Source organism: Natrinema saccharevitans, assembly GCF_001953745.1.
GTDB lineage: Archaea > Halobacteriota > Halobacteria > Halobacteriales > Natrialbaceae > Natrinema > Natrinema saccharevitans.
Genome location: NZ_LWLN01000002.1, coordinates 382032 through 407663, shown reverse-complemented (window position 1 = coordinate 407663; position 25632 = coordinate 382032). Strand labels below are relative to the sequence as shown.

Genomic DNA, 25632 nt, shown 5'->3' with positions numbered 1-25632 from the left:
GATTCGATAAATGCCGGATTTAACGCCAGCTGAGTCGATGAAAAGGCGAATTCCGAAATGCGGAACGTATCGACACTCGATACGCCGCTACAGAACGACGCATGAATACCGTTCTATAGTAGCCACTGAAACGATTTGCACACCGGTCGCATAGCCGTTATACGATCGGCTGTGCGTTGACTTTCGGTGGCTACCCTCGTCCGCGGCCGAGTCGCCGTCAGTTCAGCAGCGACGGCGCACCGCCGCGTTTGAGCCACCGGGCGATCGTATTCTTCTGTACCTCGTCGGTCCCGCCGGCGAACCGCCAGCCGCGCTGGAGTCGGTACAGGTACTCGAGCGGGTGCCCCTGCTGGTAGCCGTTCGCCCCGCAGATCTGGAGCGCTTCGCTGATGACTGTCTCGGCGGTCTGTCCCGAAAAGAGGTTGGCCGCGCCGGTCTGTAGGGGATCGGGCACGCGGCCCCGTGCCACTGCGTCCTCGGCTGCCCGGTACGTGAGCGCGCGAGACGCCTCGAGGTGTGTCACCATCTCGGACAACTTCCACTCGAGGCCCTGGAACTCGGCAATCGGCTGCCCGAACTGTTCGCGATCCTGAGCGTACTCGAGCGCGTGTTCGAGCGCGGCCAGCGCCCACGTGTTCGAGATCGACGCGACGGCGAGTCGCTCCCAGTTGAGGGCCTTCAGCTGTTCTTTGAAGGCGTCTTCGCCGCGGGTGAGGACGTTTTCGGGCGGAATCACGACGTCTTCCATGTAGTAGTGGGTCTGTTCGTGGCCGGCCATGTTCGTGTAGTGGTTGCTCACTTCGACGCCGGGGTCGTCGAAGTCGACGATGACGGTGCCGAGTCCGTCGGGGAACTTCACCCACGTCACGCCCGCCGACGCCTCGTCGAAGCGTGAGACCCACGTCTTCTCGCCGTTGAGAACGAGGTCGCCGTCGCGTTCCTCGATCGTCGTGTTCATCGAGTGAACGTCGGAGCCGGCCTCCGGTTCGGAGATACAGATCGCGATGAAGTCATTCCCCTCGGTCAGCGGCGGGAGATACGCCGCCTTCGCTTCGGGCGTTCCGAACATATCGATCGCGCGCGGAGCGACCATATGCAGCGAGTTCAGGAACGACGCCGTGTCCGGGCAGACCCGACCGACCGCTTCGTTGAGGAGCATCGCTTCGAACTCGGACATCCCCGCGCCGCCGTACTCTTCGTCGAAGTTGATCCCGAGGAACCCGTGTTCCGCCAGCGTTTCGAGGTTCTCCCAGGGGGTTTCGCCTTGCCACTCGTACGCTTTCTCGGCGAACTCGTTTTCCGCGAGATCAGACGCCGTCTCGAGCAGCATCTGCTGCTCGTCGCTAAGCGAGGCCATGCGTTGAGGTATGCTGTGTCACGGTTAGTTCTTTCTATCGCTCGATGACGGTGGCTGACCGATGGTATCCGCGTATCGGCAAACGAACTGATCTCGTCGTTCGCCGAGACGCAGTGGTCGATAGCCGGTTGGCGACTCAGTCGCCGATCTCGTCCGGTTGTGTACCGATCCCCTCGGGCCAGCCCGGCGGCTCGGCCGCGGAGGGCTCGGCGTACTCGCGTTTCAGCACCATCGGCGTGCGCTCTAAGCTCAGGACGAGGTCGTCGTGCTGGTTGTACGCCCGCAGTTCCGTCTCGACGGTGCCGACGTGGTCGCGGGACTCGAGTTCGCGCTTCGAGCGGACCTCGCTCTCGGCGAAGATGGTGTCGCCGTGGAAGACGGGGTTGTGGTGGCGGATGTCGTCGTAACCGAGGTTCGCAGTGGCGTTGACCGAGACGTCGACGACGCTCATCCCGACGGCCGTCGCAATGACGACGAGTCCGTTGACGAGGCGCTCGCCGAACTCCGTCTCCGCGGCGTAGGCCTCGTTGAAGTGCATCGGGTTGAGATTCATCGTCACGTTGGTCATCCAGACGTTGTCCGTCTCGGTGACGGTGCGACCGAACGGGTGTTTGTAGATGTCGCCGACTTCGAAGTCCTCGTAGTAGCGGCCGTGCCAGCCTTCGACGAGTCGGTTGTCAGTCGTTGCGTCCGATTCGGTGGTGTCGTCGGTGTCGTTGGTCATTCGTGTGGATTGTGGAGTTCGGTGTCGCTCAGTACGAGCGGGGCAGTCCCAAGACGTTCTCGCTGATGTAGTTGAGGACGAGCTGTTGCGTAATCGGGACGATCCGCGTCAGTCGAGCCTCGCGGAAGTACCGTTCGACGTCGTATTCGCGAGCGACGCCGAACCCGCCGTGGGTCTGGACCGCGGCGTCCGCTGCGGCGAACGCCGCCTCCGCCGCCCGGTACTTCGCGGCGTTTGCCATCGCACCGGTTTCCTTCTGGCTCGCGCTCTCGATCGTTTCCGCGGCACCGTACAGGAGTTGTTTCGCCGCCAGCGTCTCGGTATAGGCCTCCGCGAGCGGGTGCTGAATGCTCTGGTTCGCCCCGATCGGGCCGCCGAAGACTTCCCGCTCGTTCGCGTACTCGATCCCGCGCTCGAGCGCGACCTCCGCGAGCCCGACGCATTCGGCTGCGATCGCGAGTCGTTCCTCGTTGAGTCCGTCCAGGACCTGATAGAATCCGCTCCCTTCGTCGCCGATGAGCCGGCTCGCCGGCAGTCTGAGGTCGGAGAACCACATTTCGTAGGAGTGGACGAAGCCGCTGGCCGTCTTCGGGATCTGCTGGATCTCGAGGGCGCCCTGGTCGTACGCGTCCTCGATGTCGACGAGGAACATGGAGATGCCCTCCGTTCGTTTGTCCACCTCCTCTCGCGGCGTCGTTCGAGCCATCAGGACGAGGTAATCCGTCGCATCGACCCGCGAGATCCAAATCTTCTGTCCGTTGATAACGTACTCGTCACCGTCCCGGTCGGCGCTCGTTTCGATCGACGTCGAATCGGAGCCGGCGTTCGGCTCCGTGAGACCGAACGACTGAACGGCGACCTCCCCGTCGGCTACTTTGGGCAACAGGTCCGACTTGAGATCTTCGTCGGCGTACTCGACCAGCGGCGTGCTGTTGTAGATACCGCCGTGAACTGCCTGAGCGGCACTGAATCCGCCGCCGTTCGCAGCGATCTCCTCCATCATGACGGCGACTTCCGACGTCGTCATGCCGGCACCGCCGTACTCCTCCGGAATCAGAATCCCCAACCAGCCATGGTCGCTGAGCGTGTCGACGAATTCGTGGGGGTATTCCTCGTTTTCGTCCCGTTTCCGCCAGTATTCCGTATCAAATTCCTGGCAGATCTCCCGGATACTATCCCGAACCAACGTTTGCTCGTCGGATAGCGGTACGCTATCTCTCCACGCGTGAACCATACCGGATCTCGAGTGAGCCAGCACATAAATCATGGGGAACTATCAAACGGTGAAGCGACAGGCAGTGGTCGATCGATCGCCGCCGGGAGTGCCGGGAGACTGTGTTCGAACATTCAGAACGAAGTGGGAAGCACCTGAACGCGAATTCACGGGAATCGTGGCGCGAGGAGTGCGATGATTGACGATATCGGTATCGATCGGATCGAGAAGACGTTCGACTATTCAGAACATTTAATGGGTGGTGGGAGCATATCCGCAGACATGCCCGAGAACAACGATCGCGGGCGGGTGAAAACGACCGTAACCGCGTTTCGAATCATCGAGTTACTCATGGAGGAAGACGGGATGGGGCTCTCCGAACTCGCTCGAGAACTCGACCTCGCGAAGAGTACCGTCCATCGGCACCTGTCGACCCTTCGGGACCTCGAATACGTCACGAGAGAGGACGACGTGTATCGAACCGGACTGCGGTTTCTCGAGATCGGCGAACGGACGCGAACGCGATCGGACGCGTACCAGCTCGCCGAGGAAAAAGTCGCGGATCTCGCCGCCGAGACCGAAGAGCGCTCCCAGTTTATCGTCGAGGAGTACGGCCAGGGCGTCTACATCTTCAGAGAGACCGGCGAACGGGCCGTACGCACCGATTCCGAGATCGGAAAGCGGATTCCGATTCACGCGACTGCGGCGGGGAAAGCGATTCTCGCCAGTCTATCGGACGACCGCATCGACGAAATCATCGACCAACGAGGATTACCGGCGTTGACCGAACACACGACGACGGACGAAGACGCCCTCTGGACGGAACTAGAGGAGATCCGCGACCGAGGATACAGTATCAACGATCAGGAGAACACGAGCGGGTTGCGGGCCATCGGCGTTCCCGTGCAGTACGAGACCGGCGAACCACTCGGCGCATTGAGCGTCTCCGGTCCGACGCATCGGTTTCGGGGGACGTTGTTCGACGAGACGCTCCCGAACCTCCTCCTCGGCACCGCGAACGAACTCGAACTCAACATTCAGTACTCGTAGCAGATCGGTTATCGGGGCACGCTCGCGTCTCGTTTCGGTCGTAGAGAGGGGACACCGGACGTCTTCACCGTTTCTTTACTACTATATGTGTGTAATCTCTGAGCGCGTCCGTCGATCAGATTCCGAACTGATAGTTCGATCATTTCGAACAGTGATCCGTCTATCACGTTCGCCGAGGAGTTCATCGAACCGAGGTACAGCTCCCGATTTCGGCCGGTATAGCGGACGAGTATCCAGTTACTCACGAGGACGGACCGCCGTGATCGTGGCGGAGAGTCGATGCAGTACTCGGTCGTACTGCAGATAGCCGGGAAACGGGCGTGTCGTTCGAAACTGACGGGGATTCCGCTGCTTCGAACGGCGTGATTCCGTCCCGGAACGGGGAGACGGTAACACTTAGTAGGAGTATGAAAATGGATAACTGATGTCAGGTCAGTCGTCAGCCTATATCGCAGGGGTGTACGAACACCCGACGCGAGAAGCGCCGGACAAGTCAACGATGCAGTTACACGCGGAGGTCGCACGCGGTGCGATCGGCGACGCCGGACTCGAGAAGGACGACGTCGATGCGTACTTTACCGCCGGCGTTCCGGAGTACGAGAGCGGGCTAAGTCCGTTGATCGTGGCTGACTACCTCGGTCTCGACGTCTCGTACGCCGATACGACTGACTTCGGCGGCTCTTCGTATATCAGTCACGTCGGCCACGCGGTAAGCGCGATTCGAGACGGAAAGTGCGACGTCGCGTTGATCACCCTGGCCGGTCGACCGCGATCCCGAGGACAGGCGACGGGTTCGGGCGCCCGCGACGTTCGGTCGGTACAGGACAGCTTCGAGCGAATCTACGGCGCGACGAACATCACCATGTACGGCATGGCCGCCAAGCGACACATGCACGAATACGGGACGACGCCGGAGCAACTGGCCGAAATTCGCGCCGCGGCGTCACATCACGCCCAGTACAACGAACACGCGATGTTTCAGGAGCCGGTGACCGTCGAAGACGTCGTCGAGTCGCGCGTCGTCGCCGATCCGTTACACCTGCTCGACTGTTGCGTTATCTCCGACGGCGGCGGTGCGATACTCGTCGTCTCGGAGGAGGCTCGGTCCCGTCTCGAGCGCGAGTGCGTCGAAGTCCTCGGCCACGGCGAGTCAATCGGCCATCACCGGGCGGGTCGAATCGATCTCACCCGGACGGCCGCGGAGCAATCCGGACGCCGAGCGTTCGACGAAGCGGGCCTCGAACCGTCGGATATCGACTACGCGTCGATCTACGATTCGTTTACGATCACCGTCCTCGAGGCGATCGAAGATCTGGGGTTCTGCGAAAAAGGCGACGGAGGCAAGTTCGTCGAAAACGGGGCACTCAAGGCCCCGAACGGAAATCTCCCGTTCAATACGGACGGCGGCGGGCTGTGTTCGAACCATCCCGCGAACCGCGGTGGGATGACCAAAGTCATCGAGGCGGTGCGCCAACTCCGCGGGGAAACGAACGAGGAAGTGCAGGTCGACGCCGACCTCGCGCTCGCACACGGTACCGGCGGCAGCATCGGGACCCGTCACGGGGCCGCGACCGTCGTTCTCGGAGGTGAGGACCGATGAGCTGGGACCCGCGACCGACGCCCGACATTACGCCGGAGACGGAGCGATACTGGTCGGCCGCCGCCGACGGCGAGTTACTCGTCCGCGAGTGCGACGAGTGCGGGCTGGTCTATCACTACCCTCGAGAACTCTGCCCCGACTGTTTCAGCGATTCCGTCAGTTGGCGGGAAACGAACGGAACGGGAACGGTGTACTCCTATTCGACGGCGCGCAAGATGGGGGGATGGCCCGACGAAGACTTACCGCTCATCGTCGCGTACGTCGAACTCGACGAAGGACCACGCGTGATGACGAACCTCGCGTGCGAGCCGGACGAGATCGAGATCGGCACTCCCGTCGAAGTCCGTTTCAGAGCGATCGAAGGGGCGGATGCCGCGGTTCCCGTATTCGTTCCCCGTCGGGAATAGCCGGGGAGTCACGCCCGTTTTGCCGGGCAGCGAAAACCGCGTCCGTTTCCCTGTCCGTCGACGTGCTCGGTCGGTCCGGTAGCGTCGACTCGCCGAGCGCGAGACGCGATCAGTCGCACGGGCGATCCCCTGAGAAGAGAAGCTATATGTGGGTATCACACACGTACGAAAACATGGCGACGGAACTCGGTAGTGAGCAGTGTTCGGACGTTGCAACGTTCGTTACGTCCCTTTCGTTCGAGGACGTTCCCGACGATGCCGTCGATCTCGTCGAACGGGCGTTTCTCGATACGATCGGCGTCACGCTTGCCGGAGCGGCTACTGACACCGCGAATCGGGTCCTCGCAGCGCACCGTTTCGACAGCGGTGAGACGACCGTGTTCGGCACCGACCAGTCCCTTCCCCTTCACGACGCGGTATTCGTGAACGCGACGGCCGGTCACTGTCTGGATTTCGACGATGTCGCGCTGGCCGCGATGGACGGCCACCCGAGCGTCCCCATGGTCGCGCCGCTGTTGGCCGTCGGGGAACGACGCGGCGTCACCGGTGAGGAACTCATCAGCGCGTACGCGGCCGGATTCGAGACACAGCGGTACGTTTCGCGTCCAATTAGCCCCGAACATTACGAAGACGGTTGGCACGCGACGTCGACTATCGGAACGTTCGGCACCGCCGCGGCCGTCGCACGATTGCTCGATCTCTCCGAGGCGGAAGTCGCTCACGCGTTGAACATCGCCGCATCGATGCCCGCGGGTCTCAAACGCAACTTCGGTTCGATGACGAAGCCGGTTCACGTCGGACAGGCCGCACGATCGGGAACGACCGCGGCCCTGCTCGCCGCAGAGGGAGTCACGGCCGATTCCGCCGCCGTCACTGGCGAAAGCGGGTTCCTCGATCTCTACAGCAGCACCGAGCCGGACGCCGACCAGTTGCCGGACCTCGGCGCCGATTGGGCGCTGTTAGAAGACGGAATCGACGTCAAGAAATACCCGTGCTGTTATTACACGCACGCCGCGATCTACGGTGCCGCCGAACTCGCAGCGGAACACGATATCGAGCCGGGAGAGATCGAGACGGTACGCGTAACGGCGTCGCAAGGGGCAGCGGACGCGCTCCACCACGCGGATCCGTCGACGGGGCTCGAAGCCAAATTCTCGATGGAGTACGTCGTCGCCCGCGCGCTCGTTCACGGCCACATCGGGTTGACGGCGTTCGACGACGAGCGGATCGACGATCCCGACGTCCAACGCGTCCGGAAACGGGTTTCGTTCGAGACGGACCCGTCCGTCGACTACGATTCGAACGCCGCGTGGATCTCCCTTTCCACATCGTCGGGCGCGGAACACGACCGCGTGCAAGAACGTCCGCCGGGGACGCACGCCGATCCGCTCACCATCGACGAACTCCGGGGGAAGTATCGAATGTGTGGCAACCACGCACCGGACTTCGACGCGACGGAACCGACCCTCGAGATGCTCACCGACCTCCGCGTCGTCGACGACGTGACCGAGTTGCTGGCACACTTCTGATTCGGTGCCCCGCCGTCGGCACTACTCGAGGCCGCTGTGATATTTCTCGGTGGGCCGAGCGAAACGGCGCGGACCGAGAACGGACGAGAACGGTCACCCGGTTCGGGTACCGATGGATTCAAACCGTCATAGCGTGATCCTCTGCCTGAAAGAGGTTACCAAACCACAATGAGTCACGTCCGTTACGACTGTACTGACGGCTATGCAACGCTGACGCTCGACCGACCCGACGTCTACAACGCCTTCAACGAGGAAATGATCCTCGAATTGAACGAGGCGCTCCGGCGTGCGCGCGACGACGACGACGCCTACGCTGTCGTCCTCACCGGTGCCGGAGAGGGGTTTTGCTCCGGTGCCGACGTTACCGACATGCCCGACTGGAGCGAACAGTCCAAAGAGGAGTACGGGGCCTATCTCTGGAGCGTGCAGAACGTCGTCCGTCAACTCCGGAATATGGGGAAACCGACTATCGCGGCGGTCAACGGCCCCGCGATCGGCGCCGGTTGCGACTTCGCGCTCGCCTGCGACGTCCGCTACGTCGGCGAGGACGCCGTCCTTCGCGAGGGCTTCGTCGGAGTCGGCCTCGTTCCCGGCGACGGTGGCGCATGGCTGCTCCCGCGATTGATCGGCGAATCGAAAGCCCGGGAGTACCTCCTCACCGGGAAAGATATCACGCCCGAAGACGCCCTCGAGTTCGGACTCGCCGCCGATGTAACGGCCGATCCACTCGCCGCAGCGCAGGAGTTCGCCGAGCGGGTCCACGGTCTCCCCGCGACGGCGGTGCGCTACACCAAGCGACTCGTCGATCCGCAGCAGGATTTCGAAACGTACTGTGAACGCGCCATCGAGTACCAGTGGGAGTGCGTCACCGACCCGGAACACGAGGAGGCGACGCAGGCGTTCAGCGAGGGGCGCGACCCCGACTACGATCGGGAGTTCACCCCCTGAACCGAATCGATCACCCAGCGGTCGAACGCTGCCGCCTCAGGCGAGCGGGGGGAGGCCGTCGCGTTTGAGAGCGGCCGCGATCTGGGTTTTCTGGATTTCGTCGGTCCCGGCGGCGAGACGGCGACCCCGGGCGAGCCGGTAGAGGTACTCCAGGGGATGGCCCTGCTGATAGCCGTTGGCACCGTGGATCTGCAGCGATTCGCTGACCACGTGTTCGACCATCTCTCCGGAGGTGAGTTTCGCCAGCGAGGCGTCCATGCGGTCGGGAATGCGACCCTGTGCTTCGGCGTTACTCGCCGCGCGGTACGTCAGCGCGCGCGAGGCCTCGAGTCGCTTGACCATGTCCGCGAGTTTCCATTCGATGCCCTGAAACTCGGCGATCGGTTGATCGAACTGCTCGCGTTGCTGGGCGTACTCGAGCGCCTTCTCGAGCGCGCAGCGGGCGATGGCGTTGGCGAGCGTGGCGCTGCCGAGTCGCTCCCAGTTGAGTGCCTGCAGTTGCTGTTTGAACCCCTCTTTGCCGCGGGTGAGGACGTGCGTCTCGGGCACTTCGATATCGTGCATGCGAAACTGCGTCTGGGTGTGGTCTGCCATGTTCGTATAGTGTTGCTCGATCTCGACGCTGTCGGCGTCGTCCTCGAGATCGACGACGACCGAACCCATTCCGTCGGGGAACTTCGCCCAGACGACCACGGCCGATGCGTGAGGAATATTACTGACCCAGACCTTCTCGCCGTCGAGGATCAGGTCGTCGCCGTCTTCGCGGACGCGGGTAGTCATCGCACCGACGTCGGAACCGGCTTCTGGCTCGGAGATCGCGATGGCAACGCTTTCATCGCCGGCGGTAACGCCCGGGAGGTACCGCTCCTTGATCGCCTCGCTGCCGAACATCTCGATGGCGCGAGGAGCGACCATCTGCTGGTTGTAGAGGTACTCGGCCGTGTCGGGACAGACCTGACCGACGGCTTCGATGCTGAGCATGGCCTCGAACTCGCCCATCCCGCCGCCGCCGTACTCCTCGGCGATGTTCAATCCGAGATATCCGCGATCGGCGAGCAGTTCGATGTTCTCCAACGGGAGGTCCCCGTCCCACGAGAACGCCGCGTCGGAAAATTCACGGCGGGCTAACTCCTCCAGTGACGAGACGACCAGTTCTTGCTCTGCTGAGAGGGAGAGCATACTGGCGATCACTAGCGCTACTGATGTAAAGTCTTCTGATACCCACAGTTCGGACGCGCTATCGTCCGGCGACGCTCCATCGTTCGTTCCCGTTTCGGTCGGGACATCGCCGTCGTCAACTGAACGTCCCTTCCCACGATGAATTCGACCTGCAGCAGATCAGCGTTCCGGAATCAGGAACGCCAGCAGAAGCATACCACCGGCGAACGCGGCCAGAACCGCGAACGCTTCGTCGAAGAAGCCGCGGTCGGCCGCCGCGCCGAACAGGGCCGGACTCGTCGCCCCGATCGTGAAACTGACCGACCGGAGAAAGCCGAACCCCGTTCCGCGCAGTTCTGCCGGAAGCGACCGGAGCATCGACGGTTCGAGTACCGTCGCGAACCCCAGTAACGTACTCACGAGCGCCGTCAAAACGGCGAGTGACCAGAAGCCCTCGACGACCGGGAGGGCGACGAGGGCGACCGTCGGCCCGCTCGCGACGGCCGTGAGCGAGCGCTTGATGCCGAATCGGTCGTACGCTGCGCCCGCGAGCGGCTTGATCAGAATGCCGAGCGCGAAGAACGTGCCGAACAGGAAACTGGCGACGGTCGTCGAGAATCCTTTCACGTCGACCAGATACGTCGGATAGAAGCTGGTGAACGCCTGCCAGACCACGAGTCCGAGGATCATCGCCGCGGTCGCGTACGTGACCGACGGCTGTCGTAGCACCGAACCGAGCAGGCGGAGGTCCTCGCGGTCGAGTCCGGACCCGCCGTCGGACGCGTCCGGCGCTCGAGGCGGGACGACGAACCAGAGGACACCGGCCACGAGCAGAAATAACGGGACGACGAAGCCGAAGCCGAACTTCCAGAAGACCGTCGCCGCGATGACGCTCGCGACCGGCGGCAGAACCGATTGGCCGGCGTCCTGCGAGGCGGCCGTGATGCCGTTTGCAGCACCGAGCCGGTCCGAATAGAGTCGCGAAAGAACGGTGTACCTGCCGACTGCGTACAGTGCCGTCCCGAACCCGAACAGCGCCGTCGCCGCAAAGAGGACGATCGTCGAGCCGGCGGTGACGACGAGCGTCAACGTGACCGCGGAGAGGACTGCACTCGTCGTGAGCGTGGTCCGCTCGCCGAACCGATCCGAGAGGACACCGCCCGGTAACTGGCCCAGCGCGTATGCGACGAACAGGACCGTCAGCAAGAGGCCGGCAGCCGACAAGTCGAGTCCGTACGCCGAACGCAGATAGGGAAGCATCACCGGGTAGATCATTCGGACGCCGATCGAGAGGAACCAGCCGCCCGCGACTGCAGTGAGAACTTTGCCGCGCCCACCGCTCCAGAGGTCGCCAGCGCTGCTACGTAACGCGGAGAGCGTCCCGACGTGATTGTCGCCCACGCTGAGCCATTTTTCAGTACCAATCATAAATATTCTGTTCTGCTCGAGCGATAGCGATCGGCAATAGTCGCTACTGGAACGACTCGAGGAGCGGGGATGGCTGGGGCGTTGCAACGAAAAACGACCGTCGGAGAACATCGCGGACCGCTCGGCAGGAGACGCAGCGCGGACCGAGCGGACGATCAGCAGAACGAACGGATGGTAGTCCGTGAGGCGTCACTGGACTCCCCGATCGGGTCGGATCGGTCGGACCGCGTTGTCTTCACCGTTGAGTCTCGGGCACCACCGCAACACGTGTCCGAACGAGCGCCCCGATTTCTCGAAAGCGAAATTCACAGAACACCGTTTCGTTACCTATTAATCAGGATATTAGTCCCGTATTTTGTTTATATTCGTTTGGCACAATACCCGAATTCGCTTGATATCCGTTGATAAATCAGTTATCTGCTCGAAATCGAGATCGGTTCGGTTTCCAGTCTGTAGTTCCGAAGCCGGTCAAATAACATAATTGTTCCACCGTTTCCACATATTACACTGTCTCGTCAAAGTGGCTTCAAACCGCTGTCGCGCGGTCGGGGTCCAGCGACTGTCAGGAGCGACCGAGAGACGGCGTCGACACGTCTTCCGACCGCCGTCGTCCCGACCCTGTCGACCGAATTCTCAGGAGTGAGCGAGATTCAACTCGAGTTCGTTGACGATACTACGAACTATGTTCGGGATTTCGTCTTTGAACTGCTCGCCGCGCATTCGGTGGCTCGGGCCGGCGACTGCGAACGCGCCGAAGACGTCTCCGTCGGGCCCCATGAGCGGAACGCCGACCGCGTGGAGTCCCTGTGTACTTTCGTCGATATTGAACGCGTACCCCCGCTCGCGGACCGTCTCGAGTTCGTCAAATAGCGCCGCTTCGCTGGTGATGGTTGCATCAGTCGCGGCTGGTAACCCGTGTCTGGCCACGATCTCACGGACGCGTTCGTCGGATAAGTTCGCCAGAATCGCCTTACCGCCGGCGACCTGATGCATGTAGAAGCGCTTTCCGACTCGGGCGCGGCTGAACACGCCCTTCTGACCGGCCTTCCGGCCGAGGATAACGCATCTCCCTCGCTGTTCGACGGAGAACTGGACGGTTTCACCGGTGAGATCCGCCAGTTCGCGAATCTTCGACTCGATGTACTGTCGCCCTTCGATTTGGTTGAGCGCGTAGCCGCCGACGTCGAGGAATCGGAGACCGATCCGGTACTCGTCGCCCTCTTTGACGACGTAATCGTGTTTGAGAAGCGTAATGAGGTGTTTGTGAATCGTTCCCTTCGATTTCCCGACCGTTTCGGCCAGTTCCGAAACTCTGGCCCCGTCTCGAGCCTGTAACTCGTCGATGATTTCGAGCGAGGTTTCGACACTCTTGATCGTCGGCGATCGCGGTTCGGAATCGCCGTGTTCGGCTTCGTCTCGGGGCATGCTACCCCACGTACGGACCGATCCGTAAAAAAGTTCACGCAAAGAAACTACTAACAGTTATGTTTCCTCATTCGATACAGCCGTCGATCTCTCCGAATTATTCGTCGGGAACGCGGACGGTAACGGAAAAGAGGTGGGCTTATACGAGGGCCCGCTGTAGATACTGATAGACCCGATGTCAAACGTGACGACGATGGCGTCTGCGATTAGCGACGCCGTTGACGACGGTGATAGTCTGTACCTCGCAGGGTTTACGCATCTGATCCCCTTCGCGGCAGGTCACGAGATCATCCGCGCCGGCTACGGCGATCTCGAACTCATCCGTGCGACTCCCGACCTGGTGTACGACCAACTGATCGCTGCAGGCTGTGTCTCCAAGGTAACGTTCTCGTGGGCCGGTAACCCCGGTATCGGGAGTCTCCGGGCCTTTCGACGAGCCGTGGAAGACGGCGTCCCGAACCCGATCGAGACCGAAGAGTACACCCACTACGGGATGGTGGCGGCGCTACACGCCGGCGCGGCGGACCTGCCGTTCATGCCGGTTCGGACGTTCGCCGGTTCGGACCTCGTCGATCAAAACGACGCGATTCGAACCGTCTCGAGTCCGTACGGAGACGACGAGATCCCGGTGGTACCGCCGATCGAGCCCGATGTGGCGATCGTCTCCGCACAGCGCAGCGACGAGGACGGCAACGCTCACCTCTGGGGAATCCCGGGCGAACAGAAAGAAGCGGCGCTGGCGGCTGACACGGTTATTTGCTGTGTCGAGGAGCTGTGTTCGACCGAGACGATTCGGAGCGATCCCAATCGGACGCTGTTTACCGCCGACGCGGTCGACTACGTCGTTGAGGTTCCCTACGGCGCACACCCGTCGTACGCACAGGGCTATTACGACCGGGACAACGCGGCCTACCTCGAGTGGGAGGAGGTCTCGAAGGATCACGAAGACACGCGGGCGTGGCTCGACGAGTGGGTCTACGGCGTCGACGACAGACGGGAATACGTGGAGAAACTCGGCGCGGAACGACTGCTGGACCTCGAGGTCGACTCGCGGTACGCGACGGCGGTCGATATGGGTGACTACTGATGGAGTATACGGACACGGAACTCATGGTGACGGCGGCGGCGGAACAGCTCGAAGACGACGACTCGGTTCTGGTCGGAATCGGCGTCCCGAACCTGGCCTGTAACCTCGCGAAGCGCAACCACGCACCGAATCTCGAAATGATCTACGAGTCCGGGACGATCGGCTCGAACCCGAGTTCGCTTCCCCTGTCAGTCGGCGATCCGGTACTCGCCTCGGGCGCGGTCGGCATCGAATCGATGCTCAACGGCTTTTCGTATTACCTGCAGGGCGGTCGGATCGACGTCGGCTTCTTAGGCGGCGCGCAGGTCGACAAGTACGGCAACATCAACTCGACCGTGATCGGCGACTACGAGGATCCGGCGGTTCGGCTCCCCGGCAGTGGCGGGGCCTGCGAGATCGCCAGCAACGCCCACCGGACCATCATCATCTCACCGCTCGAGGAGCGACGGTTCCCCGAGGCGGTCGACTTCGTCACCAGCCCGGGCTATCTCGATGCCGAGACCGAGCGGGACGACTTCGGACTGCGTGGTGGACCGGACGCTGTCATCACCGACAAGGCCATTATGGGGTTCGACGACGACGGCGAGATGATCGTCGAGCGCCTCCATCCGGGCGTCACCGAAGCCGACGTGCAGGCGGCCACCGGCTGGGAGATCCAGTTCGTTGACGACGTCGAACGAACGCGGGAACCGACCGACGAGGAACTCCGGTTGATCCGCGAGGAACTCGACCCCGACGGCGTCTACCTCGACTGACCGTCGACTCGAGCGAGACGACCACGGGACCTGCAATTTCTAGAGTCGCCGCCGACAGTCGCTGTACACCCGGTCGCACGACGGGTGTACGATCGGTGTGTAAGTCGTTTCAGTTGCGACTGTATCACGGGCGACGCGACCGACGGCCCGCACTGGCGTCGTCGGACGATCGCGCTACTCCGGTAGCCAGTTTCGAACGTCGTTACTCCCGGTTGGCAGGAGGAACGCACGGCAGTCGGCGTTCGGTCGAAAACAGCGCCGCGAGTCGGTTAGTCGCCTTCGGCGACGTGGCCGATGTTCGTCGTCTCCGCCATCTGTGTCTGCAACGCGATGAACAGTATCGCGGCTGCGACTGCCCCGACACGGGGCAGTAGTCCCGGCCACACCATCGCGGCGACGCCGAGTGCGACGTACACTGCGCGCACGCCGTAACTCAGTGGCGACGAGATGCCGAATGGGCGAGGCGCGCAGTTGAGCCCGTGAGTGATCGCGATCGCACCGAACAGAACGACCAGGCCGGAGGCGGCGGTCGTGAGGCCGAACCCGCCCGTCACGATCTCGGGGTTGTAGATGAACGTGAACGGGAGGACGAACAGCGGCAGCCCGAGTTTCAGTGCCTCGAGCGCGGTTCGCCAGAAGTTCGACCCGGCGATGCCGGCCGTGACTACCACCGAGATGGCGATCGGTGGCGTAATTCCCGAGAGGATCGCCGCGTAGAACACGAAGAAGTGCGCGGCGACCGGATCCAGCGCGAACTCGCCGGTCAGCGTCGGCGCGATCAACAAGGCGACGATCGTGTACGCGGCGACGGTCGGCATTCCCAGTCCGAGGACGAGACAGACGACCATCGAGAGAAGGGCCGTGAACAGGAGGAGACCGCCGGCAACGCCGACGATCGCGAGCGAGAGCTTCCCGGGCAGGCCGGTCGCGTTCAGCAGGTCGACGATCCCGTTGACCGCCGCGATGATGATCGCGATCGGCGCGATGGCGACGGCGCCGAACTTGAATCCGGAGACGGTGTTGTTCGCAGCGTCACGGACCGTCCCGACCGGATCCGCGTCGTCGTCGACGAAACTCAGCAGGATGGGGAGCCCGCTGCCGGTCAGGACCATCGCTGCACAGGTGTACAGCGCGGAGCTGATGACCGTCCACTGGGCGATCCCCAGCGTGTACAGCAGGACCGCGAACGGGACCCCGAAGCGGATCGTCTCGACGATCGGGTGGTATCCCTCGCCCAGGTCCTCGAGTCGACTCTCGATATCGACGCCGCCCTCGGGGAGTTGTTTGACCGCCATGTAGTGGACGCCGATGGCCACGGAGATGTAGAACACCAGCGCCGGAATGACGCCCGCAACGAGGACGTCGACGTAGCCGATGCTCGGAATGAGCGAGGCCATGACGAACGCGGCCGCACCCATGACCGGCGGCATGATCTGCCCCCCCGAGGAGGCGACGGCTTCGATGCCGCCCGCCGAGTCGGACCGCATCCCGCTTTCCTTCATCAACGGGATGGTAAAGGAGCCGGTCATCGCGGCGTTGGCCGTCTGAGCGCCGTTGATCGAGCCGACGATCAGGCTCGAGATCACGGCCGACTGGGCGACGCCCGACCGGAGGTACTTCGCCGTCCGGAACGAGAGTCGCATGATCAAATCGAACGCCCCGTAGCCCCGCATCAGTCCCGCGTAGAGCAGGAACAACGCGACTTTGACGGCCACGACCTGCGTGATCGAGCCGAAGAAGCCGTCGAACTCCATCGTCAGGACGTTGATGATCTGTTCGGCGGCGATCCCGCCGTGGCTCAACAGTCCGGTGATGAGGTTCCCGAAGTAGGCGTAGAGGATCGATGCGATCACGACGCCCGCGAAGGCGGCTCCGAACGACCGGTAGGTCAAATACAGGACGACGAGCCCGAACAGGCCGCCGATGATGTACTCGTATCCCAAGGCGTAGCCGATCCGCTGTGTCTCGAGGACATCGTAGTGTAACCACACGTACGCCGGCACGGCAGTGCCGACGACCGCACAGATCCACAGCCCGAGGCGCTCGAGACGGTTCCCTCTCTCGAGGGTCCTGAGTTCGTCGAGGACGTAGATCAGGACGCCGCCGGCGAGGAAGGCGACGCCGTATTTGGGCCGGGGAACCTGTTGATTGAGCGCGTAGAGCAGGACTCGTGCCCAAAAAAGCAGGGCGACGACCGTAACGAAGTTATTCAGCAGGTGCTCCCGTCGGAGATCAAATGGCGACCAGACGGGCGGTTCGCTCTGGGTCTCGCTCATGGGCGTCTATTCGTCGCCGCGCGTGTAGGCACTCATGTCGACGCCCTGTTCCTCGAGGAAGTCGTACGGACCCGGGTGGACCGGCATGTCCTCGAGGTACAGCGAGGCCATCGTCTCGGGATCGCTGTGATCGAGGTACGCCGGCTGGCCCTCCTGAATCGACTCGGTGTTCTCGTTGCTGATCCGCGCGAGTTCGTAGCCGACGTCTCGAGAGACGTCGCTGCCGAGCCAGAACTGGAAGTCCGCGCCGTAGACGTCCATCTGGTCCTGCTGGAAGTCCTGCTGTTCCCAGCCGTAGACGTCGAGTTCGCTGTGGCTCGTCCCGCGGGTGTCGTTCGCGGCTTCGACGAGGCTGTCGGAGAACTCGACGAGTTGGAGGTCGGCGCGGGCGTCGACTTCGGTCGCCCAGCCGGCGAGGTTCTGGAAGCCGGCACCGTACGCGATCAGCGCGTCGATGTTCCCCTCTTCGATGAGGCCGGCGACGTCGCCCGTGTCCGCGTTGACGATCGAGTCGGTGTCCTGGAGTTCGCTCCAGAGGCCGGCGTTCGAGAAGACGGCCTCGGCCTGTTGGCGAAGTCCCCACGACGGCGGTAGCGCCCAGAAATTGCTCCCGACGAGGTCGTCGGTCGTCTCGATGCCCGACCCGTTGACGGACAGCACGTGCATGTGCAGCGAACTGATGGAAAACATCTGGTTGGGGAGCGTATCCAGCGGCTGTTCCGCGAACGGCGGCTGGTCCTCCTGGGCCGAGGCGGCGATGAAGTTGCCTGCGGTCAGCGCCTGCAGGTTCCCCTGTGAGAACTGGCGCAGACTCGGCGGGTCACCGCCGGTTTCTTGATTTTGCCAGCGGATTTCGCCAGCCGGTTCGGTGTCGCCCGACTGCTCTTTGACGACGCGCTGGAAGGAGTTGCTTGCCGCGCCGGTCGTCGTCGACGAACTCGGGATGCCGACGCTCAGCGACGTTGAATTGCTGCTGCCGCCGAGACAGCCGGCCAGTGACACGGCTCCGATACCACTCGCTACCTTCAGGATGTCCCGTCTGTTGGTGGGAGTCATACACACTACCCGCTGTATTCTTCCTAATTAAAGCTTTGGGAAATGGCCGGAGTGGCACAAGCCCTGGACAGCGAATCACCCCACGGATCCACTACCACGAACGGAGACGGCGATACGCCCGCGTGAGCGGAACGTATAAATCGAGGCATCACCATCCCCGTGGTATGCAGCCTCTAGAAGGCGTGACTGTTATCGATGCGACACAGGCACTCGTCGGTCCGATGGCAACACAGACGTTCGGCGACCTCGGAGCCGACGTAATCAAAATCGAGCGGCCGGGACACGGGGATCTCACCCGCGCGTACAGTCCCGAGTACGAGGGGCTGTCAGCGTACTTCGTGAGTCTGAATCGGAACAAGCGAAGCCTCACGCTCGACCTGACGAGCGAGGAGGGACAGACCGTGCTTCACGACCTGATCGAGGAAGCCGACGTCTTCATGCAGAACTTCAGTCCCGGGAAGGCCGAAGCGTTCGGCGCGGACTACGAGACCCTCTCGGCTCTGAACGACGACCTGATATACTGCGACGTGTCCGGTTACGGCTCCAACAGCCCCTATAGCGGGAAGAAATCGTTCGACATCATCCTACAGGGCGAAGCCGGGATGATGAGCGTCACCGGCACCGAAGACCAGCCGGCTCGCGTCGGCATCTCGATCTGTGACGTCTCCGGTGCGATGACGGCAACGTATGCCATCCTGACCTCGCTGTACCACCGCCAACAGACGGGAGAGGGACAACATATCGAACTCTCACTCTTCGATACGAGTTTCCAGTGGCTGCTTTACCACGTGACGAACTACTTCGCCTCCGGCGAGGTACCACAGCGGATGGGAACGAAACACCCCAACCTCTCGCCGTATCAGGCGATCGAAACGGCTGACTCCCATATCGTCGTCGGCGTGATCAGCGAGGGGATCTGGCCCGACCTCTGTCGTGCCCTCGGTCGCGAGGAGTGGATCGACGACGAGCGGTTCGCGACGTTTACGGATCGAACCGAGAATCGAGCGGAACTCGACAGTCGTCTCGACGACATCTTCGCCGAGAAGACGACCGAAGAGTGGGTCGACCATCTCCGAGACTACGACGTCCCCTGTACGCCCGTCAACGACGTCGAGGATGTCGTAAACGATCCACACATCGAGGCTCACGATATGATCGCCGAGATGGACCACCCCGAACACGGAACGGTAAAAGCGCCCGCGAATCCGGTTAACTTCTCTTCACTCGAGACGACACACGAGCGCGCACCGCCGGATCTCGGCGAACACTCGGCGGAGATTCTCGGTGATCTCGGCTACTCGCCGGAAGAGATCGCGACCCTCGAGTCCGAGAACGTGATTTAATCACGCCAACCACGATCGCGGTACTCGAGTCGCGCGTTCGACGACCCGCTTTTTCGAGTCGATTCGGTTCGGAGACGGGTTCGTCTCTCGATTGCAGCGAGAAATCCGCCGCAGTCGATTCGACGGCGGTTGCAGCCGGTGATCGAGTCGTGTGACCGATTTCCATAGACGACGGTATCTCCGAATTCGTTTCGTATTCCGAAACTCGAGGACTGTGTGAGAGAATAAACAGCGAAAGCCGGCCGATAGCGCCGAATAACGCACATCATTCTCAACCAAAGCCTATATATTCAATATCGATCACACATCGTTCGATTGTCCTATAGAGCCAAATAAACAACTACTGACAACGTCCCATCTGTTGGTAGATCGAGCGAGCGAATGATCGATACGCGTTCGCGAACCGATTCTAAAAGAGCGGCGAGACGGACCGACGATCCGAATTTACAACCATATGAACGTATAGTAACGGTGGTCGAGTAGTACTTCCCCGAAGGAAACGGTGACAACCCTCACGGTAGATTCGAACGAACACAGTGTATTTCGAATAACGAAATCGCTTTCGAGAACGTGTTAGCGCGGTCGGTATCGTCGGCGGGCGTGCTAACTCGACCAGTAGACATTTCGTTGGGCGATAGAACGGCGGTCGAAGCCGATCTCGAAAATATTGCCACTGACGACAGTCACCACCGTTCGACCTCTGAGTCCGAGTTCACTCGAACGAACGGGCGAAGCCGTTTCACAACTCGAAAAACGGCCCATCGTTCGGTCGGTCGAACGGACCGCTCATAGCGTCGGCGGAGTCGAAAGTCGGTGCCGTACGGAGGGGAGAGGATAAGTATCTGGTTTACGAGGGTCGAATATGGACGTCAGCCAAGCAGTCATCGAGCGACTGACAGCGAACGGGATCGAGACGGTGTTCGGAATCCCCGGGAAGCAGACGCTGCCACTGAACGAAGCGATCGGAACACGAGACGATATTCGGTTCGTCGTGGCTCGTCACGAGACCGCCGTCTCTCACGAGGCGTGGGGATACGCGGAAACCAGCGGGAAAATCGCGGCCACGGCCGTCATCCCCGGCCCCGGGGATATGAACGCCATGAACGGGTTGAAAAACGCGCTCAACGACTGTACGCCGATGATCCACATCGCCGTCGAAACCGACCCCGAGATTCGCGGTGGTGACGGAATCCACGAAACGCCACCGAACACCTACGACAACGTTGTCAAAGAGAACCTGCTCGTCGAACATCCCGAAAGCACGATCGCCGTCCTCGAGGAAGCGATCGCGATCGCGGAGACCCAACCGAAGGGACCGGTCCGGATCGGTATCCCGAAGAACTTCCTGAAGATGGACGTTCCGCTCGCAACGCCGGCCGAGTACAGCCGCGAATCGGTATCGGGCGTCGCAGCCCGTGACGTCGAGGCGGCCGCCGAATCGCTGGTCGCGGCCGACGACCCGGTGATCGTCGCCGGCGGGGGCGTCCGTACCGCGGCCGCCGGCGACGAACTCCGCCGTGTGGCCGATCGACTCGGTGCGCCCGTGGTCACCACGTACAAGGGCAAAGGCGTCCTCCCCGACGGGGACGGCGGATACGTCGCTGGCAGTCTCTCCGGGAGCGCGTCGCCCGAACTGCTCGAGTTGCTCGCGACCGCCGACGCGGCACTGGCGGTCGGGACGGACTTCGACGCGGTCGCTACCCGCGCGTGGGACGTCGATGTCCCCGAGACCCTCGTCCACGTGACGCTCGAGCCCGACGATCTCGGGACGGGCTACGAACCGACCGTCGGTATCGTCGCCGACGCCGCTGCGGCGCTGTCGTCACTCGAGGACGCGCTCGCGGACCGCGAAGTCGACGCCAACGACGCTGTCGACCGCGCCTCCGCGGTTCGGGAGGCCACCAGTGACCGGCTCGAGGACCTGCGCGTCTCGTCGCCGCCGATCACGTCGGTGAGCGCGCTCGAGACCGCTCGCGCCGCGATCCCGGACGAAGCAGTCGTCGCGGTCGACGCGGGCGGCTTCCGCGTCTGGGGATTGAACGTTTTCGAAGCTGCGGGACCACGATCGTACGTCAACCCCGGTTCGTGGGCAACGATGGGGACCGGCCTGCCGTCGGGAATCGGCGCGAAACTGGCAAACCCCGACGACGACGTCGTCGTCCTGACCGGCGATGGCGGCCTCATGATGTGCGTCCACGAACTTCACACCGCCGTCTCCGAGGGTCTGCCACTGACCGTCGTCGTCTTCGTCAACGAGGACTACGCGATCATCAGCGACGACGCCGGCCGAAACTACGATCTCTCGAACGGTGAATACCAGTGGACGAACGCACCGATCGATTTCTCGACCCTCGCGACGAGCCTCGGAATGCGGGCCGAACACGCCGAGACTCCGGCCGAGATCGAGGAGACACTCGCGTCCGCGATCGAGGCTGACGAACCAGTCCTGATCGAAGTGCCGACGGATCCACGCGAACCGCAGGCCAGCGACTGGATGAGCGAGTAGCGTCCCGAACGCAGCCGTTCGGTCAGTCGTGTTCACAGTCCCGCGGTACCAGTGAAAGCCATGACACACCGCTCGCACGACTGCGGTACGGTCGGTGTGTCAATCGTTTCAGACGATCTCCTGTCCGTCAGTGCCGGTGGGACCGCGACCTCCTGCTCCCACCGGGAAGTTGGGACGGCAAACTGTGTCAGTGCGACTACAATCCCACATCCGCCAGTGCGATATCGTTGCGCTCAGTGTGTCGATCCGTTCGATTGTCACGACATCGAAACTACTCGAACCCTTCGCGATAGTACCGAGAACGACCGATTTTCTCCCCGTGGCTCGCGGAGGAGGTACTACTAAGTAGCAGTCAGTGCGAGTGGTGAGTATGTATCAGGTAGTCATTCCTATCGACACGAACGAAGAGCGAGCGATGCACGCCGTCGACGAGGGTAGTCGAGTAACGTCCGATGAGCTATATGATCCCGACGACCTTCCGACGGCTGTGAGAGTCGCGCGCGACGAACTCGAGGACATCGGAATCGAGACCGAAGTCGTCCGTCGTCACGGCGACCCTGCCGACGAGATTATCGAATACGCCGACTCGGTAGACGCGGACGTCCTGGTCGTCCCCACCCGCAAGCGCTCGCCCGTCGGCAAAGCGGTGTTCGGCAGCGTTACACAGGACGTGATCCTCGAGACGAATCGGCCCGTCACAGTCGTATAACTGCGTCGTTGGTGACGGCCGCCGGCGAATCTCGGGTCGGCGCTCGGCTGATTCAGTGAAACGATCGGTGAGCCAGCCACGAGTCCCCACAGTCGGGCCGACTCCGGTGAGAACGCTTCGTGTTCCGGGGCCGGTACTGCCGTCGCGGGTCACCGTGACTGGAACTCCGTTCTCTTAGTATGGCATCCGAGCGTCGATCCGCCGAATGGACCGCGAGCATAGGTGAGCGGAACTGACGACGCAGTCGTCACGATCAGTCACTACGAAGCATACAGTTATTTCACACCGGACGACCGAGGGGTAGGTATGCGAGATGCGTATCTCGTCGGCGCGGGGCAGTCGGACTACGGAGCCTTCCCCTCGGAGAGCTACCGGTCCCTGTTCCGCACGGCGTTCGACGCGGCGACGGACAGCGTACCGAAGGGACTCGAGGCCGACGACGTCGACGAGGCGTTCGTCGGGAACCTCGGGGTCGGCGGCCGCCAGCTGGGCCTCTCCGGGCCCGCGGTAACCGAACACGTCGGCCTCGAGGGGGTGCCGACGACGCGGGTCGAAAACGCCTGTGCGGCCAGCGGCTTCGCGGTACGACAGGCGGTGCAGGCCGTCAAGTCGGGGATGGCCGACGTCGCCCTCGCCGGCGGCTTCGAGGTCATGTCCGACATGAGTTCGGACGCGACCAAGTACTGGCTCGGCGTCTCGGGGGAAACCGAGTGGGAGCGCCTTTCCGGCACGACCTTCTCGGGCGTCTACGCCCAGATGGCCTCGGTCCACATGGAACGGTACGGCACCACGCGCGAACACCTCTCGCGGGTCGCCGTCAAGAACCACGAAAACGGCGCCAAAAACCCCCACGCGCAACTCGGCTTCGAGTGCTCGCTCGAGGACGCCCAGTCGGCGCCGGTCGTCGCGGACCCGCTGAACCTCTATCACTGCTGTCCGACCTCCGACGGGGCGGCCTGTGCGCTGATCGTCAGCGAGGACGTGGTCGACGAGTACACGGACGATCCGATCCGGGTCGCCGGCGTCGGCGCCGGAAGCGACACCGTCGGGCTCTTCCAGCGCGACACCTACACCGGCATTCCGGCCAGCCAGCGGGCCGGCGAGCAGGCCTACGAGATGGCCGGCCTCGAGCCCGACGACCTCGACTTCGCGGAGGTCCACGACTGCTTTGCCATCGCCGAACTGCTGGCCTACGAGGACCTCGGCTTCTGTGAGACCGGCGAGGCCGGCCAACTGATCGAGTCCGGCGCGACCGAACTCGGCGGCGACCTCCCCGTCAACACTTCGGGCGGCCTCAAGTCCAAGGGCCACCCCATCGGCGCGACCGGCGCCGGACAGGTCGTCGAAGCCTACAAACAGCTCTCCGGCGAGGCCGGCGAGCGACAGGTCGAGAACCCGACCCGCGGGCTGACCCACAACGTCGGCGGCAGCGGTGGTGCCGCCGTCGTTCACGTCTTTGAGCGCGAGGAGCGTAGCTCCTCGAGGAACTCGAGCGCACATCGTGCGCGAGAGAAGGAACAGGAGGTGGAAGCATGAGCGCGATCACCGGCGTCGGCGCGTACGCGCCCCGGTTCCGCATCACCAGCGACGCCTTCGAGGAAGCCTGGGGCCAGTTCCACGCCGCCGGCGTCACCCAGAAGGCCGTCCCCGCCGCCGACGAGGACGCCCTCACCATGGGCTACGAGGCCGCGACCCGCGCGCTCGAGGCGGCCGAGACCGATCCCGCCGACATCGACTGGCTGGCATTCGCCGCCTCGCGGCCGCCCGAAGCAGAGGAGGACCTGACCGCCCGACTCGGCGCGATGCTGGCGCTTTCGGAGTCGGCGACCCGCCACGCGTTCACCGGCAGCACCCGCGCCGGCACCCGCGCGCTCTGGGCCGGCCTCGACGCCCTCGAGGCCGACGCGACGACCGCGCTCGTCGTCGCCGCCGACGCGCCGCAGGGTGACCCCGACGACGGGATCGACCACGCCGCCGGGGCCGGCAGCGCCGCGTTCGTCCTCGAGCGCGAGGGCCCCGCCGAAATCGTCGATCGGGCGGAATACGCCGCGCCGTATCCGGGCACCCGGTTCCGCGACACCGGCGAGGACGAGACCCAGGGGCTCGGTATCACCCAGTACGACCGGCAGGCCTTCACCGAAACGATCGGCGGTGCCGTCTCCGGCCTCGAGGTCGACCCCGAACCGGACGCGGCCGCGATCCAGGCTCCCGACGGGAAGCTTCCCTACCGCGCGGCCGGCGCGGCCGGCGTCGGCACCGACGAGATTCAGGCCGCCGCGACGGTCCACGACCTGGGCGATACCGGCGCGGCGAGCGTGCCGCTGTCGCTCGCGACCGCGCTCGAGGACGGCGACGAGTCCGTCCTCGCGGTCTCCCACGGCAGCGGCGCGGGCGCCGACGCTCTGGTCGTCGCCGCCGACGGCGACGTGCCGGCCGTGACCGCCCTCGAGGGGGCGGATCCGCTCTCGTACGCGGAGTACCTGCGCCAGCGCGGGGTCGTGACCACCGGCCCGCCGTCGGGCGGCGGCGCCTACGTCAGCGTCCCCTCCTGGCGACGCTCGCTTCCCCAGCGCTACCGGCTCGAGGCCGGCCGCTGTTCGGCGTGCGGTGCGCTGTCGTTCCCGCCGGAGGGCGCGTGTGACGACTGCGGCGCGCTCGCCGAGTACGACCCCGTCGAACTCGCGGGCGAGGGGACCATCGAGGCCGTCACGACCATCTCTCAGGGCGGCGCGCCGCCCGAGTTCGCCGAACAGCAGGCCAAATCCGGCGACTACGCGGCCGCGATCGTCGCGCTCGAAACCGATGGCGGCGACGAGACCGTCAGCGCCCCGGCGATGGGCACCGACGCGGACCCCGACGCGTTCGGCGTCGGTGACCGTATCCAGACGACGATTCGCCGGATCTACACGCAAGAAGGCGTCACTCGCTACGGCTTCAAGATCCGGCCCGCAGGTGATTAGCACGCGTCTAACCCGTCATCGAACCTGATTTCCGTCCGGTGTTGTTTTTTAGCCGTCCGATAGGCTCGTGTTAGTTTGTAGTATTTGAGTAAACAGCCTCG

The 25632-nt window shown here is 63.2% G+C and carries 20 protein-coding genes; 12 read left to right on the top strand and 8 right to left on the bottom strand.

All coding sequences use genetic code 11. The annotated features are described in order from the left end of the window. Positions 1–217: 217 nt before the first annotated feature. From A6E15_RS19415 to A6E15_RS19405, 3 genes are all read right to left on the bottom strand, one after another. On the bottom strand, positions 218–1357 hold the full coding sequence (locus A6E15_RS19415; RefSeq protein ID WP_076148749.1) for an acyl-CoA dehydrogenase family protein: 1140 nt from the start codon (positions 1355–1357) through the stop codon (positions 218–220). A 136-nt stretch (positions 1358–1493) separates the two neighbouring features. Continuing rightward, the gene (locus tag A6E15_RS19410) at positions 1494–2081 is read right to left on the bottom strand and encodes a MaoC family dehydratase (protein ID WP_076148748.1); all 588 of its coding nucleotides are present in this window, start codon (positions 2079–2081) and stop codon (positions 1494–1496) included. 28 nt (positions 2082–2109) lie between these two features. After that, positions 2110–3315, bottom strand: coding sequence for an acyl-CoA dehydrogenase family protein (locus A6E15_RS19405; RefSeq protein ID WP_076148747.1), 1206 nt, complete (start codon positions 3313–3315; stop codon positions 2110–2112). A gap of 261 nt (positions 3316–3576) precedes the next feature. On the opposite strand from A6E15_RS19405, the gene A6E15_RS19400 reads away from it, so the two are divergent. From A6E15_RS19400 to A6E15_RS19380, 5 genes are all read left to right on the top strand, one after another. Then, on the top strand, positions 3577–4344 hold the full coding sequence (locus tag A6E15_RS19400; RefSeq protein ID WP_076148786.1) for an IclR family transcriptional regulator: 768 nt from the start codon (positions 3577–3579) through the stop codon (positions 4342–4344). Positions 4345–4768: 424 nt separating this feature from the next. After that, positions 4769–5944 (top strand): thiolase domain-containing protein, encoded by a 1176-nt coding sequence (locus A6E15_RS19395; protein WP_076148746.1) that lies wholly within the window; start codon positions 4769–4771, stop codon positions 5942–5944. Then, positions 5941–6351, top strand: a complete 411-nt coding sequence (locus A6E15_RS19390) for a Zn-ribbon domain-containing OB-fold protein (protein ID WP_076148745.1) — start codon at positions 5941–5943, stop codon at positions 6349–6351. Before A6E15_RS19395 ends, A6E15_RS19390 begins: the two co-directional genes overlap by 4 nt. Positions 6352–6524: 173 nt before the next feature. Beyond that, positions 6525–7880 carry an MmgE/PrpD family protein gene (locus tag A6E15_RS19385; protein WP_076148744.1) on the top strand — a complete coding sequence of 452 codons (1356 nt, stop codon included), beginning with the start codon at positions 6525–6527 and terminating at the stop codon, positions 7878–7880. Positions 7881–8048: 168 nt separating this feature from the next. Then, positions 8049–8828, top strand: coding sequence for an enoyl-CoA hydratase/isomerase family protein (locus A6E15_RS19380; RefSeq protein WP_076148743.1), 780 nt, complete (start codon positions 8049–8051; stop codon positions 8826–8828). Between the two features lie 36 nt (positions 8829–8864). Here A6E15_RS19380 and A6E15_RS19375 read toward each other — a convergent pair whose 3' ends face one another. The 3 genes from A6E15_RS19375 to A6E15_RS19365 form a co-directional block, all read right to left on the bottom strand. Beyond that, positions 8865–10007, bottom strand: a complete 1143-nt coding sequence (locus tag A6E15_RS19375) for an acyl-CoA dehydrogenase family protein (RefSeq protein ID WP_076148742.1) — start codon at positions 10005–10007, stop codon at positions 8865–8867. A 159-nt stretch (positions 10008–10166) separates the two neighbouring features. Then, positions 10167–11387 carry an MFS transporter gene (locus A6E15_RS19370; protein ID WP_076148741.1) on the bottom strand — a complete coding sequence of 407 codons (1221 nt, stop codon included), beginning with the start codon at positions 11385–11387 and terminating at the stop codon, positions 10167–10169. Positions 11388–12047: 660 nt separating this feature from the next. After that, the gene (locus tag A6E15_RS19365; protein ID WP_076148740.1) at positions 12048–12839 is read right to left on the bottom strand and encodes an IclR family transcriptional regulator; all 792 of its coding nucleotides are present in this window, start codon (positions 12837–12839) and stop codon (positions 12048–12050) included. Between the two features lie 193 nt (positions 12840–13032). Between A6E15_RS19365 and A6E15_RS19360 the strand changes: the two genes are divergently transcribed. Together A6E15_RS19360 and A6E15_RS19355 are read left to right on the top strand one after the other, a co-directional pair. Then, complete coding sequence (locus A6E15_RS19360) at positions 13033–13926, top strand: CoA transferase subunit A (RefSeq protein WP_076148785.1); 894 nt, start codon at positions 13033–13035, stop codon at positions 13924–13926. Further along, positions 13926–14681 carry a CoA-transferase subunit beta gene (locus A6E15_RS19355; protein WP_076148739.1) on the top strand — a complete coding sequence of 252 codons (756 nt, stop codon included), beginning with the start codon at positions 13926–13928 and terminating at the stop codon, positions 14679–14681. Before A6E15_RS19360 ends, A6E15_RS19355 begins: the two co-directional genes overlap by 1 nt. A 269-nt stretch (positions 14682–14950) precedes the next feature. On the opposite strand, the gene A6E15_RS19350 is transcribed toward A6E15_RS19355, so the two are convergent. Together A6E15_RS19350 and A6E15_RS19345 are read right to left on the bottom strand one after the other, a co-directional pair. Further along, positions 14951–16957 carry a TRAP transporter permease gene (locus A6E15_RS19350; protein WP_076148738.1) on the bottom strand — a complete coding sequence of 669 codons (2007 nt, stop codon included), beginning with the start codon at positions 16955–16957 and terminating at the stop codon, positions 14951–14953. A gap of 6 nt (positions 16958–16963) precedes the next feature. Continuing rightward, positions 16964–18013, bottom strand: a complete 1050-nt coding sequence (locus tag A6E15_RS19345; RefSeq protein WP_076148737.1) for a TAXI family TRAP transporter solute-binding subunit — start codon at positions 18011–18013, stop codon at positions 16964–16966. Positions 18014–18177: 164 nt separating this feature from the next. On the opposite strand from A6E15_RS19345, the gene A6E15_RS19340 reads away from it, so the two are divergent. The 5 genes from A6E15_RS19340 (at position 18178) to A6E15_RS19320 (ending at position 25531) form a co-directional block, all read left to right on the top strand. After that, the gene (locus tag A6E15_RS19340) at positions 18178–19356 is read left to right on the top strand and encodes a CaiB/BaiF CoA transferase family protein (RefSeq protein WP_076148736.1); all 1179 of its coding nucleotides are present in this window, start codon (positions 18178–18180) and stop codon (positions 19354–19356) included. Positions 19357–20218: 862 nt separating this feature from the next. Continuing rightward, positions 20219–21862 carry a thiamine pyrophosphate-binding protein gene (locus A6E15_RS19335; protein WP_076148735.1) on the top strand — a complete coding sequence of 548 codons (1644 nt, stop codon included), beginning with the start codon at positions 20219–20221 and terminating at the stop codon, positions 21860–21862. A 370-nt stretch (positions 21863–22232) separates the two neighbouring features. Then, positions 22233–22571 (top strand): universal stress protein, encoded by a 339-nt coding sequence (locus tag A6E15_RS19330; protein ID WP_076148734.1) that lies wholly within the window; start codon positions 22233–22235, stop codon positions 22569–22571. 306 nt (positions 22572–22877) lie between these two features. After that, positions 22878–24107 (top strand): thiolase domain-containing protein, encoded by a 1230-nt coding sequence (locus A6E15_RS19325; protein ID WP_076148733.1) that lies wholly within the window; start codon positions 22878–22880, stop codon positions 24105–24107. Further along, the gene (locus A6E15_RS19320; protein ID WP_076148732.1) at positions 24104–25531 is read left to right on the top strand and encodes a zinc ribbon domain-containing protein; all 1428 of its coding nucleotides are present in this window, start codon (positions 24104–24106) and stop codon (positions 25529–25531) included. The genes A6E15_RS19325 and A6E15_RS19320 overlap by 4 nt, the downstream gene beginning before the upstream one ends. Positions 25532–25632: the final 101 nt, after the last annotated feature.

Coding starts and splice junctions, on each gene's coding strand:
- A6E15_RS19415 (WP_076148749.1), bottom strand. CDS start 1,357: ATGGCCTCGCTTAGCGACGAGCAGCAGATGCTGCTCGAGACGGCGTCT.
- A6E15_RS19410 (WP_076148748.1), bottom strand. CDS start 2,081: ATGACCAACGACACCGACGACACCACCGAATCGGACGCAACGACTGAC.
- A6E15_RS19405 (WP_076148747.1), bottom strand. CDS start 3,315: ATGGTTCACGCGTGGAGAGATAGCGTACCGCTATCCGACGAGCAAACG.
- A6E15_RS19400 (WP_076148786.1), top strand. CDS start 3,577: ATGCCCGAGAACAACGATCGCGGGCGGGTGAAAACGACCGTAACCGCG.
- A6E15_RS19395 (WP_076148746.1), top strand. CDS start 4,769: ATGTCAGGTCAGTCGTCAGCCTATATCGCAGGGGTGTACGAACACCCG.
- A6E15_RS19390 (WP_076148745.1), top strand. CDS start 5,941: ATGAGCTGGGACCCGCGACCGACGCCCGACATTACGCCGGAGACGGAG.
- A6E15_RS19385 (WP_076148744.1), top strand. CDS start 6,525: ATGGCGACGGAACTCGGTAGTGAGCAGTGTTCGGACGTTGCAACGTTC.
- A6E15_RS19380 (WP_076148743.1), top strand. CDS start 8,049: ATGAGTCACGTCCGTTACGACTGTACTGACGGCTATGCAACGCTGACG.
- A6E15_RS19375 (WP_076148742.1), bottom strand. CDS start 10,007: ATGCTCTCCCTCTCAGCAGAGCAAGAACTGGTCGTCTCGTCACTGGAG.
- A6E15_RS19365 (WP_076148740.1), bottom strand. CDS start 12,839: ATGCCCCGAGACGAAGCCGAACACGGCGATTCCGAACCGCGATCGCCG.
- A6E15_RS19360 (WP_076148785.1), top strand. CDS start 13,033: ATGGCGTCTGCGATTAGCGACGCCGTTGACGACGGTGATAGTCTGTAC.
- A6E15_RS19355 (WP_076148739.1), top strand. CDS start 13,926: ATGGAGTATACGGACACGGAACTCATGGTGACGGCGGCGGCGGAACAG.
- A6E15_RS19350 (WP_076148738.1), bottom strand. CDS start 16,957: ATGAGCGAGACCCAGAGCGAACCGCCCGTCTGGTCGCCATTTGATCTC.
- A6E15_RS19345 (WP_076148737.1), bottom strand. CDS start 18,013: ATGACTCCCACCAACAGACGGGACATCCTGAAGGTAGCGAGTGGTATC.
- A6E15_RS19340 (WP_076148736.1), top strand. CDS start 18,178: ATGCAGCCTCTAGAAGGCGTGACTGTTATCGATGCGACACAGGCACTC.
- A6E15_RS19335 (WP_076148735.1), top strand. CDS start 20,219: ATGGACGTCAGCCAAGCAGTCATCGAGCGACTGACAGCGAACGGGATC.
- A6E15_RS19330 (WP_076148734.1), top strand. CDS start 22,233: ATGTATCAGGTAGTCATTCCTATCGACACGAACGAAGAGCGAGCGATG.
- A6E15_RS19325 (WP_076148733.1), top strand. CDS start 22,878: ATGCGAGATGCGTATCTCGTCGGCGCGGGGCAGTCGGACTACGGAGCC.
- A6E15_RS19320 (WP_076148732.1), top strand. CDS start 24,104: ATGAGCGCGATCACCGGCGTCGGCGCGTACGCGCCCCGGTTCCGCATC.